At 67.2% G+C, this 12702-nt stretch carries 10 protein-coding genes; 8 read left to right on the forward strand and 2 right to left on the reverse strand.

The window, feature by feature from the left end:
* Positions 1-14: 14 nt before the first annotated feature.
* The 5 genes from LQ955_RS02945 to LQ955_RS02965 all read left to right on the forward strand — a co-directional run bounded on the left by LQ955_RS02945 (position 15) and on the right by LQ955_RS02965 (position 7457).
* The gene (locus tag LQ955_RS02945) at positions 15-965 is read left to right on the forward strand and encodes an antibiotic biosynthesis monooxygenase (RefSeq protein ID WP_231028244.1); all 951 of its coding nucleotides are present in this window, start codon (positions 15-17) and stop codon (positions 963-965) included.
* Positions 966-1104: 139 nt separating this feature from the next.
* On the forward strand, positions 1105-1713 hold the full coding sequence (locus LQ955_RS02950) for a 50S ribosomal protein L25/general stress protein Ctc (protein WP_231026744.1): 609 nt from the start codon (positions 1105-1107) through the stop codon (positions 1711-1713).
* Between the two features lie 81 nt (positions 1714-1794).
* A complete protein-coding gene (gene pth, locus LQ955_RS02955; RefSeq protein WP_231026745.1) occupies positions 1795-2421 on the forward strand; it encodes an aminoacyl-tRNA hydrolase in 627 nt (208 codons plus the stop codon).
* Positions 2422-2638: 217 nt separating this feature from the next.
* Positions 2639-6505: a transcription-repair coupling factor gene (gene mfd / locus LQ955_RS02960; protein WP_231026746.1), complete on the forward strand. Its 3867-nt coding sequence runs from the start codon at positions 2639-2641 to the stop codon at positions 6503-6505.
* A gap of 112 nt (positions 6506-6617) precedes the next feature.
* Positions 6618-7457: an LbetaH domain-containing protein gene (locus LQ955_RS02965; protein WP_231026747.1), complete on the forward strand. Its 840-nt coding sequence runs from the start codon at positions 6618-6620 to the stop codon at positions 7455-7457.
* A gap of 9 nt (positions 7458-7466) precedes the next feature.
* On the opposite strand, the gene LQ955_RS02970 is transcribed toward LQ955_RS02965, so the two are convergent.
* Positions 7467-8309 (reverse strand): EamA family transporter, encoded by an 843-nt coding sequence (locus LQ955_RS02970; protein ID WP_231028245.1) that lies wholly within the window; start codon positions 8307-8309, stop codon positions 7467-7469.
* Positions 8310-8533: 224 nt separating this feature from the next.
* Here LQ955_RS02970 and LQ955_RS02975 point away from each other — a divergent pair, with 224 nt between their 5' ends.
* Both LQ955_RS02975 and LQ955_RS02980 read left to right on the forward strand, forming a co-directional pair.
* Entirely contained in the window at positions 8534-8953 is a 420-nt protein-coding gene (locus LQ955_RS02975) for a YciI family protein (RefSeq protein ID WP_231026748.1), read from the forward strand.
* On the forward strand, positions 8931-10196 hold the full coding sequence (locus tag LQ955_RS02980; RefSeq protein ID WP_231026749.1) for an RNA polymerase sigma factor: 1266 nt from the start codon (positions 8931-8933) through the stop codon (positions 10194-10196). The genes LQ955_RS02975 and LQ955_RS02980 overlap by 23 nt, the downstream gene beginning before the upstream one ends.
* An 88-nt stretch (positions 10197-10284) precedes the next feature.
* Here the strand turns inward: LQ955_RS02980 and LQ955_RS02985 are convergent, their stop codons facing one another.
* Positions 10285-11649, reverse strand: coding sequence for a Na+/H+ antiporter NhaA (locus LQ955_RS02985; protein WP_231026750.1), 1365 nt, complete (start codon positions 11647-11649; stop codon positions 10285-10287).
* A gap of 153 nt (positions 11650-11802) precedes the next feature.
* On the opposite strand from LQ955_RS02985, the gene LQ955_RS02990 reads away from it, so the two are divergent.
* Positions 11803-12627, forward strand: a complete 825-nt coding sequence (locus LQ955_RS02990) for a MazG family protein (protein ID WP_231026751.1) — start codon at positions 11803-11805, stop codon at positions 12625-12627.
* Positions 12628-12702 lie beyond the last annotated feature (75 nt).

Raw genomic sequence — 12702 nt, forward strand, 5'->3', positions numbered from 1 at the left:
ACGCCGTGACCACGATGAGTCCGGATTCCGCCACACCGACCTCGGGGGGCCCGGTTTCGCTCATCATCGAGCGACGGGTCATTCCCGAGAGCGACGACCTGTATCGCGACTGGCAGAAGCGGCTCGGCGTGGTCATGGCCACCTGGCCGGGTTTCATCGACCGTAAGGTCATCGAACCGTCTCCGCCGACGCAAGACGACTGGGTGCTCATCCAGCGGTTCGTCAACGCCGAGGCGGCTCGCACCTGGCTGCAGAGTGCGGAACGGGCATCCTTCATCGACCAGATCAAGGGTCACTTCGTCGGTCAAGAAGACATTCACCTCGTCACCGAAGACTCCTCGACGAACAAGGCCGCCTCGATCATCGTGACCAGTCACGTCGAGCCGGGCGGTGAGGATGCTTTTCTCGCCTGGCAGCGCAAGATCTCCGCCGCGGAGTCGAGTTATACCGGGTTCGTCGGGCACAAGATCGAGCGGCCGACTCCCGGTGTGCAAGAAGACTGGACGGTCATCCTGACGTTCGACACCGACGAGCACCTCGAGGCCTGGCAGAACTCGCCGCAGCGGGCGAAGCTGCTGAAAGAGGGTGAGGCGTACAACTCGAATGTGCGCGTGTCGAAGTCGAGTTACGGCTTCGGGTTCTGGGAGCCGGGGCGGCAGAGCCGCGCCACCATCTTCAAAGACAACCTGCTCGTGCTGCTCGTGCTGTACCCGATCGTGTTTCTCTTCAGCGTGTTCATCGGCAATCCGCTGCTGGGCGGAATACCGTTCTGGGCCAGCCTGTTCATCGGAAACGTGGTGAGCACACAGCTGCTGGGCTGGCTGGTCGCGCCCTGGATCTTCAAGGTCTTCGACTGGTGGCACAAGCCCGGGGCCGGGGTGCGGCGCAACGTCTACGGGTACCTCATCATCGCGGTGCTCTACGCGATCAGCATGGGCGTGTACGCGTTACTGCTCGGTGTGTAGTAGGCTTGGCCACTGACTTCGGCGAGGGATGCCCGGCATCCGTAATCGACGCGGCGGACGAAGCAATTTGGGTTTCTGAACCTGGCTCTTCCTCACGCAGACGCGTTCGAGTTGAACACCATTCCAGAGGAGAAAACCCATGACTGACGACGACAACAAGATCGTTGCCGAACAACGCACCCAGTTCGGCAAGGGCGCGGCGCGCAAGCTGCGTGCCGCCGGCAAGATTCCGGCCGTGATCTACGGCCACGGTGCAGAGCCGCAGCACGTGAGCCTTCCGGGCCACGAAGTGTTCCTGCTCATCCGTAAGTCGAACGCTCTGCTCGAGCTCGACATCGACGGCAAGCAGCAGCTCGCGCTGGTGAAAGACGTTCAGAAAGACCCCGTACGCCAGATCATCGAGCACCTCGACCTCATCGTCGTGCGCGCCGGTGAGCGCGTTCAGGTCGAGGTCACCGTGCACGTCGAAGGTGAGCCGGTCTCCGGTACCACCGCCGACCTCGACACGTTCTCGCTGCTGCTCGAGGTGCTCGCCACGAACATCCCGACCCGCGTCATCGTCAACATCGAGGGCGCCGAGGCCGGCACCCAAATTCTGGCGAAAGACATCACGCTGCCCGAAGGCGCCGTTCTCGTCGGCGACGAAGACCAGCTCATCGTGGCTGTGTCTGTGCCCGAAGAGCAAGACCTCGGCGACAGCCTGTCGGCCGGCGACGCGTCGACCACCGACGCTCCGACCCCCGCGTAACCCACCTCTCGGCGGCTCACGCCGTCGACTTTGCGCAAAAGCACCGATACTTCGCCGTTTCGGTGCTTTTGTGCAAAATGGATGCTGCAAGCAAGGAGATCTACGGTGGCGGGCGACGACCTGTGGCTGGTGGTGGGGCTCGGCAACCCTGGGCCGGAGTACGCCGGAAATCGGCACAACGTGGGGCAGATGGTGCTCGACGAGCTCGCCTCGCGGCTCTCGGCCTCGTTCTCGTCGGGGGCGGGCCGCGTGAATGCCCGCGTCGCCACGGGTCGGGCGACGCCCGGTGGGCCGCGATTCGTGCTGGCCAAGCCGAACAGCTACATGAACAACTCCGGCGGACCCGTCGCCGCGCTGCTGTCGTACTACGACGCCTCGCCGTCGCACCTCATCGTGGTGCACGACGAGCTCGACATTCCGTTCGACACCCTGCGCCTGAAGTTCGGCGGGGGGCACGGCGGACACAACGGAATTCGTGACATCGCTGCCGCCACTGGTACGTCCGACTTCGCGCGGGTTCGTGTGGGCATCGGTCGCCCGCCCGGCCGCCAGAGCGCGGCAGACTTCGTGCTGCGCGACTTCACCCCCACCGAGCGCGCCGCCCTGCCGAACCTGCTCGCCGACGCGGCCGATGCGGTCGAGCTCATCGCAACCGACGGCCTCACCGCGGCCCAGCAGCGCTTCCACGCCCCGCCGCCCTCCGCGTAACAGCCCTGGCGCGCCCGCGCCTCTTCCGCCCACACCCTCCGGCAACACGTAGGGGATTTCGTCACCGTGGGGCCGCATAGCCTTCACCGTGTCGAAATCTCCTACGTTTGCACTTCGCCGGGTGCCTCGGCGGGTTCGTGTCGAGCGTGGGCGGCGCGCGCGAGTGCCGGGGTGCCTGACGGGCGAGCGTGTCGGAGGGTGCCCGTAGACTTGCGTGGTGATCCTTCAGGGCTTAATCGCTGCGCTTTCGCGCGCCTCGACGTTCGAGCGCGCCCTCGATGAGTCGGGTCGCGACGCCGACTTCTCGCTTACCGACGGGCTGCGTGCCCCGCTGCTCTCGGGCCTGCTCGGCCGCCGCGCCGAGAAGGGTCTGCCGCAGGTTCTGCTCGTCGTCACCGCCACCGGGCGCGACTCCGAGACCATGCGCGCCGGCCTCGCAGCGCTCGCGCCCGAGGCCGAGGTGCTCGAGTTTCCCGCGTGGGAGACCCTTCCGCACGAACGACTGAGCCCCAGCGCCGAGATCGTGGGCAAGCGCATCGCGGCTCTTCGCCGCCTCGCCGCCTGGTCTGCCGAGACGGCAGCAGCGGATGCGGCCGGTCTCCCGCCGCAGTGGTCGCCGCCCGTCGCCCCGAAGCGCGCCAAGAAGTCCAGCACGTCGGTCGAATCCAGCGCCTCGTCGGCGACGCGGCCCGCTAACTCTGCCGCCACGACGCGGCCCGCGACCTCCGTGGGCGCTTCCGCATCCGCCGCAGCACCCTCCCGCCCCCGCCCGCTCATCGTGGTCGCCTCGGTGCGTGCCGCACTTCAGCCGCTCGCCGACAACCTCACCGAGCACGAACCGGTTCGCCTCGTGCGCGGCGGCCGCGGTTACGACCTCGCCCGCCTCACCGCCGATCTGGTGGACCTGGCCTACTCGCGCGTCGACATGGTGACCCGGCGGGGGGAGTTCGCCGTGCGCGGCGGCATTCTCGACGTCTTTCCGGCCGTGTCCGAGCATCCGGTGCGTGTCGACTTCTTCGGCGACGAGATCGAAGAGCTCAAGCTCTTCTCGGTCGCAGATCAGCGCTCCATCGACGACTCGACGAGCGGACACGGCAGCGGCGCCAGCAGCGGCAGCGCCAGCAGCGGCCCCGGCCTCGAGCTGGTCGAGCTGCCGCCGAGCCGCGAACTGCTGCTCAGCGAATCGGTGCGCCAGCGTGCCCGCGAGATGCAGCACGAGTTTCCGAGTCTCGCCGGCCTGCTCGAGAAGATCGGCCAGGGCATCCCGGTCGAAGGCATGGAGAGTCTGGCTCCGGCCCTGCTCGATCGCCTCGTCACCGTCACCCACTATCTGCCCGAGGGTGCCGCCATCGCGGTGATCTCGCCCGAACGAGTCGCGAGCCGCGCCGTGAGCCTCTCTGAGACGAACCGCGAGTTTCTCGCCGCCGCCTGGAGCGCCGCGACCGTCGGCGCCGAGGCGCCCATCGACCTGGCATCGGGGGAGTTCATCACCCTCACCGACCTCAAGTTCGCCGCCGGGGTGAACCGCCCGTGGTGGACCCTCAGTACGTTCGACAGCGGTACAGCATCCGTCGACGAACATTTGCAAGCCATCGTCGACACTGACGCACACTACGTGCGCATCGCGGCCGATGCCGTACCCAGCTTTCAGGGCAACGTCGACGGTGCCCTCGAGCACGTCGCCGCCCGCCTGCACGACGGCTGGAGCGTCGCGGTGGTCGCCGCCGGAAACGGACTCGTCGAGCGCGCCGCCGACGTTCTGGCCGGCCGCGAGCTGGCCGCCCGAATCGTCGACGACTTTCCGGCGAACCCTGAGCCCGGCATCGCCTACCTCGTCAAAGCGACCGTCGAGAGCGGATTCGAGCTGCCCGAGGCGAAACTCGCCCTCGTCAGCGAGTCTGAGTTCTACGGCCGCAGCGCCGGTTACGACGCCCGCCAGGTCAAGAAGCTGGCGACCCGCCGCAAGAACGTCGTCGACCCCTTACAGCTGAAGCCCGGCGACATCGTCGTGCATCAGACCCACGGCATCGGCAAGTTCATCGAACTCACCCAGCGCGAGGTCTCCAGCGGCGGCCGCAACCCGGTCAAGACGACGCGCGAATACCTGGCCCTCGAATACGCGCCGTCGAAGCGCGGCTACCCGGGCGACAAACTCTACGTGCCCACCGACCAGCTCGATCTTCTCACCCGCTACGTCGGGGGAGAAGCGCCCGCCCTGTCGAAGATGGGCGGCAGCGACTGGTCGAGCGCCAAGTCGAAGGCCCGTAAAGCCGTGCGCGACATCGCGGTCGAACTGGTGAAGCTGTACAGCGCGCGCATGGCGTCGAAGGGCTACGCGTTCGGCCCCGACACGCCCTGGCAGCGAGAGCTCGAAGAGGCGTTCCCGTTCGCCGAGACCCCCGATCAGCTCACCACCATCGACGAGGTCAAGGCCGACATGGAACGGCCCATCCCCATGGACCGCCTGCTCGCCGGCGACGTCGGCTTCGGCAAGACCGAGGTCGCGGTGCGGGCCGCCTTCAAGGCCATTCAAGAAGGCAAACAGGTCGCCATGCTCGTGCCGACCACTCTGCTCGTGCGCCAGCACCTCGAGACGTTCAGCGGGCGCTTCGCCGGGTTCCCGGTGCACACCCGCGCCATGTCTCGGTTTCAGACCGACAAAGAGGTGCGCGAAACCGTCAAAGGTCTGGCCGACGGCACCGTCGACATGGTCATCGGCACCCACCGCATTCTCACCGAATCGCTTGCGTTCAAAGACCTCGGGCTCGTCATCATCGACGAAGAGCAGCGCTTCGGGGTCGAGCACAAAGACAAGCTCAAGAAACTCAAGACCAACGTCGACATTCTGTCGATGAGCGCCACGCCCATCCCGCGCACGCTCGAAATGGCCGTCACGGGCATCCGCGAGATGTCGACCCTCGCGACCCCGCCCGAAGACCGGCACCCGATTCTCACCTACGTCGGCCCGAACTCCGACCGCCAGATCGCCGCGGCAATTCACCGCGAAATGCTGCGCGAGGGCCAGGTGTTTTTCGTGCACAACCGCGTGCAATCCATCAACCGGGTCGCCGCGCACATCGCCGAGCTGGTTCCGGATGCCCGCATCGCTGTTGCTCACGGCCAACTGCCCGAGCACGTGCTCGAACAGGTCATCGTCGACTTCTGGGAGCGCAAGTTCGACGTACTCGTGTCGACCACGATCATCGAAACCGGACTCGACATTCCGAACGCCAACACGCTCATCATCGACCGTGCCGACAAGTACGGCCTGTCGCAGCTGCACCAGTTGCGGGGTCGCGTCGGCCGGGGGCGAGAGCGTGCGTACGCCTACTTCTTGTACGACGAGGGCAAGCCGCTCAGCGAGACCGCGCACGACCGGCTTTCGACGATCGCTGCGAACAACGAGCTCGGCTCGGGCATGCAGGTCGCGCTGAAAGACCTCGAGATCCGCGGCGCCGGCAATCTGCTCGGCGGCGAGCAGTCCGGCCACATCGCGGGCGTCGGGTTCGATCTCTACCTGCGCATGATCGGCGAGGCTGTGTCGACGTTCCGCGGCGATGTAGCCGAGGGGCAGACCGAGCTGCGGCTCGAACTGCCCGTCGACGCCCACATTCCCGAGGACTATGTCGACAGCGAGCGTTTGCGGCTCGAGGCCTACCAGAAGCTCTCGTCTGCCACGTCTCCCGCCTCGCCCGAGGGCCAGATCGACCAGGTTCTCGAAGAGCTGATCGATCGTTACGGCGAACCGCCCGAGCAGGTCACGAACCTCATCACGGTGTCGAAGCTGCGCCGGCTCGCCCAGCGCACCGGGCTCTCCGAGGTGGTGGCCATGGGTTCTAACCTGCGTGTCGCGCCCGCGAACCTGCCCGACTCGGTGCAGGTGCGGCTGCGCCGCATGTACCCGTCGGCGAAGTATCTCGCCGCCGCGTCGGCGCTTTCGGTGCCCATGCCGGTCGTGAACGGTTCCCCGCTGCCGGATGCCGAACTCATCTCCTGGGTCGAGAACCTGCTCGCCGCCATCTTCCCGCCGCCGGCCGCCGCTGCTGCCTCGCCAGCCGCCGACGCTGCTGCCGCCTCGGCCTGAACCCTTCCGCCTCGGCCTGAACCCTTCCGCCTCGGCCTGACCCCGCCCACTCCTTGCCGCTTGAATAAGGTGATAAACTCTCGAGTAAACATCGTCCACGGCAAGAAACCATATGAATTCGCAGCAGCCCACCTACGAACTGAGCGAGTACTCGCGACGCGCAGCTAACGGCGTTCTCTTGCATCGCGTTCGTGCCCTGACGAGCATCAGGAGTTCGGTGCGTGCGGGCGACCTCGGCGGGTGGCTCGAAGGAGCAACTACGCCCGACGGGCGCCCGCGCCTCTCGGGCGAAGCGTGGGTAGCCGACAACGCGATGCTTCTCGGCGACGCGGTTCTGACAGGCCGGGCGCTGATCGCTGACGAAGCGATCGTTTCGGGTCGTGCCGAGATCGGTGAACGTGCCGTTGTCTCGGGGGCGAGTGCGGTGGGTGACGACGTGCAGATCTCGGGTGATGCGCGCATCCGCGACCAGGCTCACATCGGCGAATGGGCGACGGTTCACGGCACCGCGACCGTCGAAGGTCGCGCCCGAATCAGCGGCTCGTGTCAGATCTGCGGCGACGCGACCGTGGGAGACGACGCACGTGTTGGCGGAGCCTGCTGGGTTCGGGGTGATGCGCGGGTCGGAGGTTTCGCCGCGGTCGGCGGCGACGCACGAATTGCCGGCGATGCCCGGCTGTTCGCAGACGCGGAGGTGCTCGAAGAAGACCAGATGGCCGTCGTCGGCCCCATCGGCTCTGAGAACGTCGTCGCAACCCTCTATCGAACGCGCTCGGGCAGATGCTGGGTCGACCTCGAGTGCTGGCGCGCAGACCTGGATTCGCTCTGGCCCGAGGTAGAGAAGCGGCGGCTCGTGTGGCACCGGGGTCCGCAAAAACACGAGATGTGGTTGCAGCAGTATCGTGCGCTCATCGCCTTCGGCTCAGCCCTGCAGTCGGGCTGGAGCGCGTAACCGGGTCGCCTAAGCGACGCCCTGCGCCACCTCCTGCCGCGCCCGCACGGAGGCCGCACGCACCGCGCCGATGCTCGCCGCAATCACCAGCACGATCGCCACACCCTCCACCCAGGTCAGCTGCTGCCCCAGAATCACGAGCCCGGCCAGCGCCGCGATCGCCGGCGCGAGGCTCATCAAAATCGAGAACGCCGCCTCCGGCAGCCGGCGCAGGGCGATCAGCTCGAACGCATACGGAATCGTCGACGACAGCACGGCCACGGCCAACCCGAGCAGCAGCGCGGACGGCTGGATGATCGATCCCCCCGCCGAGCCGACCCCGAACGGCAGCGATACCACCGCCGCGACCGCCATCGCGAGGGCGATTCCATCGAGCTTTGCGAACCGCCGCCCCGACCTCGACGACAGCAGAATGTAGCCGGCCCACGCGGCGCCGGCGCCAGCAGCGAACGCGACGCCGACGGGGTCGAGAGCATCCGCACCGCCCTGACTCAGCAGCACCACGCCGGCGAACGCGAGCACCGCCCAGAGCCAGCTCGACGCACGTCGGCTCACTGCGACCGACAAGACCAGCGGACCCAGAACCTCGATTGTGACGGTCGTTCCGAGCGGCAGCCTGGCGAGCGCTTCATAGAACAGCATGTTCATCGTGGCGAGTACGACGCCGAACCCCACCACGGTCATCCAGTCGCCGCGCGAGTGCCCGCGCAGTTTCGGGCGGGCGATGATGAGCAGGATGATCGCCGAGAACACCAGACGCAGCGTGACCATGCCAAGCGCTCCGACCAGCGGAAACAGCACAACAGCGAACGAGGCGCCCACCTCTTGGCAGGCGAGCCCGGCGATGACGATGCCGACCGGCCAGAGCGTCGCGGGGCCGCGTGGCGCGGCACCGCCCGAGCGTGCGGGCGGAGAGCCGGCGGCGGGGGAGGTGGGGGCGGTCACCCGTCAACGCTACCCGTCACTCGCTCGACCTTTTTTCGAAGCGTGTCGATTTCTGCTCGCGCTGTTCGACCTGTAGATGAGAAGGTCGACTGGCGACCTTGCAGCACTGAAACAGAAAGACAGGAAGCACCATGCCGAAGTACATGCTGATCTGGCGAGCAACCGACGAATCGCTTGCAGCGATGATGAACACCGATTTCGCCGAGATGGTCGATTCGATCGGGCGCTTCAACGACGAACTGATCCGGGCGGGCGTGCTGCTCGCCGCGGAAGGCCTCGACGACCCGAATGAGGGCGTCGTTGTCGACTTCAGCGGTGAGATCCCGGTGGTGACCGACGGGCCGTACGGCGAGACGAAAGAGCTGTTCAACGGCTATTACGTGCTCGACGTCGCTTCGATTCAGGAGGCCGTCGAGTGGGCCAAGCGGGCGCCGATGGTGAGCGGGAGCAAAACCGAGATCCGCCGGGTGACGCAGATCGACGAATTTCCGCAAGACAACGAATGGGTGCAGAAGGAGCGCGCCTGGCGTGAGCAGACCGGGCAGCTCTGACGCTCGCAGTGCCGTAGAGGCGGTGTGGCGCAGGGAATCTGCGCGCATCGTCGGGGCACTGGCGCGTTATACGGGAGACTTCTCGCTCGCCGAAGATCTTGCCCAGGAGGCGGTCGCCGAAGCGCTCGTCTCCTGGGCCGTCGACGGTGTTCCGGCCGAACCCACCGGCTGGCTGCTCACGACGGGCCGGCGCCGCGCCATCGACGCCTTTCGCCGCCGTGGCGCGCGTGACGAGAGATACGCTTTGCTCGCGCGCGGCCTCGACGAGGCCACGCCGGGGCCCGACGCGCTCTTCGACCCCCACGCAATCGATGACGACGTGCTCGCCCTCATGTTCGTGTCGTGTCACCCGTTGCTCTCGAAAGAGGCGCGCATCGCGCTCACACTCCGGATGATCGGCGGGCTCACCACCGAAGAGATCGCTCAAGCGTTTCTGGTGCCGGTGGCCACGATCCAGGCGCGCATCACCCGCGCCAAGAAGACTCTGTCTGCGGCGCGAGTGCCCTTCGCTGTGCCCGAGCCCGACGAACGCCCCGCGCGCCTCGGATCGGTGTTGCACGTGGTCTACCTCATCTTCACCGAGGGATCATCGGCTTCGAGCGGCAGCGACGTGATGCGCGCCGACCTGGCGGCCGAGGCGCGGCGTCTGGCCCGTTCGCTCGTCGCGCTGCAGCCCGAGCCCGAGGTGTTCGGGCTGCTCGCTCTGCTCGAACTCACCGCGGCACGGTTTCCGGCGCGGCAGGGCGACGATGGACGCGTTATTCTCCTCGAAGACCAAGACAGGCGGCTGTGGGATCACGCCGCAATCCGGCGCGGGCAGGCCGCTCTCGCCCATGCCGTCGCCGCCGGCCGAGGGCTGGGCGCCTACGGCCTACAGGCCTCGATCGCCGAGTGCCACGCCGTCGCGCCCTCGGTGGCCGAGACAGATTGGCAGCGCATCGTCGTTCTCTATGAGGCTCTCGGCCACCTCTCGCCGTCACCGATCATCGACCTCAACCGCGCTGTGGCCGTGGCGATGGCGTCGGGGCCTGCGGATGCACTCGCTATCGTCGATGAGCTGGTTGTGCGCGGCGAACTGGGTGGATCGCACCTGCTTCCCGCCGTGCGGGGAGAGCTGCTGTGGCGACTCGGGCGCACACTCGAGGCACGCGCGGAATGGGCGCGTGCCGTGGAGTTGTGCGGCAACGCCGCCGAGCGCGCGGTGCTGGAGCAGAAGATCGCGGGAGCAGACGCCGCCGTGTAAGTGCCGCCGCGCGCCGCAGGCTAAGGCCAGTGCGCGTCCGGTTGCGGCTGACGGCGTCGGGTGTCGGGTGTCGGGGTCGTTCGACTAGTCAGTCGGCGAAGGGGGAGTCTGCCGGTTCGGCGTCGAGCTCGAGGTCGGGGTCGCTGCGGGCACGGGCGCCGCTGCTGTCGGCGTCGCGGCGGGTATGGGCGCCGGTGCCGGTGCCGCCGCTGGTGTGGGCGTCGGTCGTACCGGTGCCGCCATTCGCCCCAGGCTCGCCCCGGGCATCCGTCGCCTGCCGGTATGCCCGTGACCGCTGGGCCACCAGCACCGACGCCACCACGATCGACACCGCCGAGCCCAACAGCACGGCCAGCGTGCCCTCGTCGATCACCTCGTCGAAGCCCTTGAACGCCAGTTCGTTCATCAAGAGCGAGACCGTGAATCCGATGCCGCCGAGCCCGCCGATCATCACCAGATCGGGCAACGACAGCACGCTCGACGCAGGCGCGCGCTTGCCCACGAATCGGCTGCCGAGCCAGCCCGCCACGGTGATACCGACCAGTTTGCCGACCGGCAGCGCCACCAGAATGCCCCAGAACGCCGGGCTCAACTCGCCGATTCCGACCGACGGAATCGCCACCAGCGCCGCCGAGAACGCGAACAGCGGCAGCACGATCGCGTTCGACCACGGCTGCAGCGCGTGGGCGGTGCGTGCGGCCGGCTTCGCCGACATCACGAGCCCGAGCGCGACGCCGGCGATCGTGGCGTGAATGCCTGATTGGTAGGTCAGATCCCAGGTAAGAAGTGCGATCAGCACCATTACGATGCCGATGGCGATGCGAACGCCACGGTGGGTGAGGGCACCGGATGCCCCCTCCCGCCGACCTCGGCCGAGCATCCAGCTCAGCACACCGAACACCGCGACACAGACCGCCGCCGACAGCAGCGCGGGCACATTGAGCGACGTCGTGAAGAACACGGCGATGATCAGAATGGCCACCAGGTCGTCGAGAACCGCAAGGGCGAGCAGAAAGACCCGTACCTTCGTGGGTAAGGCGCGACCGAAGATGGCAAGCACACCCAGGGCGAAGGCGATGTCGGTGGCGGTCGGAATCGGCCAGCCGTCGGCGTACGGGCTACCCAGGTTGAAGAGCAGAAACACCCCGGCCGGCACGACGACGCCGCCGAGTGCGGCGATCGCCGGCAGCAGTGCCTTCGCCGGCGTGTTCAGCGACCCGGCGACCAGCTCGTGCTTGAGTTCGACGGCCACGATGAAGAAGAAAACCGCGAGAAGCCCGTCACTCGTCCAGTGTTCGACCGAGAGATCGAGGTTGATCGAGGCGAAGCCGATGTGTGCGGCGTTGATCTGCAGCAGCTCTGCGCCGATGCCCGTGTTCGCGAGCACCAGACCGAGCGCAGCAGCCACCAGCAAGATGGCTGCCGCGTTGCGCTCGGATCGCAGAAAGTTCATGCGCTCATCCTCTCAGTCTCTCTGCGCACATGGTGGCAGCTACAGTCGATTGTGGAGAGAATGGCCGCTCGCCACCCTGTGGAATTCGTTTGCCTGCGCACGCCGCACGACGCCGTGACGCTCAGCTGTCGGGCCGTCTGAACTGGAGGATCTGTGAGCAACGAATCGAAGCTCGACGAACTGATCGCTGTCACGGCCCGTCTTCGGGCGCCGGGTGGATGCCCGTGGGACGCGGAGCAGACGCACGAGTCGCTCGTAAAGTACCTCATCGAGGAGTCGCACGAACTCATCGACGCCATCGAGACCGGCACGCGTGAAGACCTGCTCGAAGAACTCGGCGACGTGCTGTACCAGGTGCTCTTTCACGCCGATCTCGCCGCGCACACCGCGGGGGAGCAGTTCGACATTCAGGATGTAGCCGCGCAGATGACCGCGAAGATGGTCAGCCGGCATCCCCACGTCTTCGGTGATGTGTCGCTGTCGACGGCCGACGATGTGGTGGCGATCTGGGACGACCTCAAAGCCGTCGAGAAGCCCGGCCGCACTAGCGTTCTCGACGGGATTCCGCAGGGCATGCCGTCGCTTGCTCTCGCCGACAAGCTGCTCGGTAAAGCGCAGAAGATCGGGTTGCTCGACGCGGATGCTTCGCAGAGCATCCCGGTGTCGTCTGAAGACGAACTCGGGCCGCTGCTGCTCGCCATCGTGGCATCTGCCAAGTCGCAGGGCCTCGACGCCGAGCGTGCGCTGCGTTCGACGCTTCGTGACCTGCAGACCGAGATCCGCGAGGCCGAGTCCGAAGCGGCGGCAGGGGATGCCCGGCAGCAGCAGCGCTCGGCCGCCCCTGCAGACGCCGCCGCCGCCGCAGACCCCGCCGCCGCCGCAGACCCCGCCGCCGCCGGCTCCGTGGCCGCCGCAGACGCCGCGGCCGCCGCAGACCCCGCCGACGCCGGCATCATCGCCTTCCCCGTCGACGACTGACCGCGACTGAGGGGGAGTTTCGTCGGAGCAGAGCGCGCATCCCGACAATACGCAGACATGCAGGCTCTGCTCCGA

Source organism: Subtercola endophyticus, from assembly GCF_021044565.1.
Taxonomy (GTDB): domain Bacteria; phylum Actinomycetota; class Actinomycetes; order Actinomycetales; family Microbacteriaceae; genus Subtercola; species Subtercola endophyticus.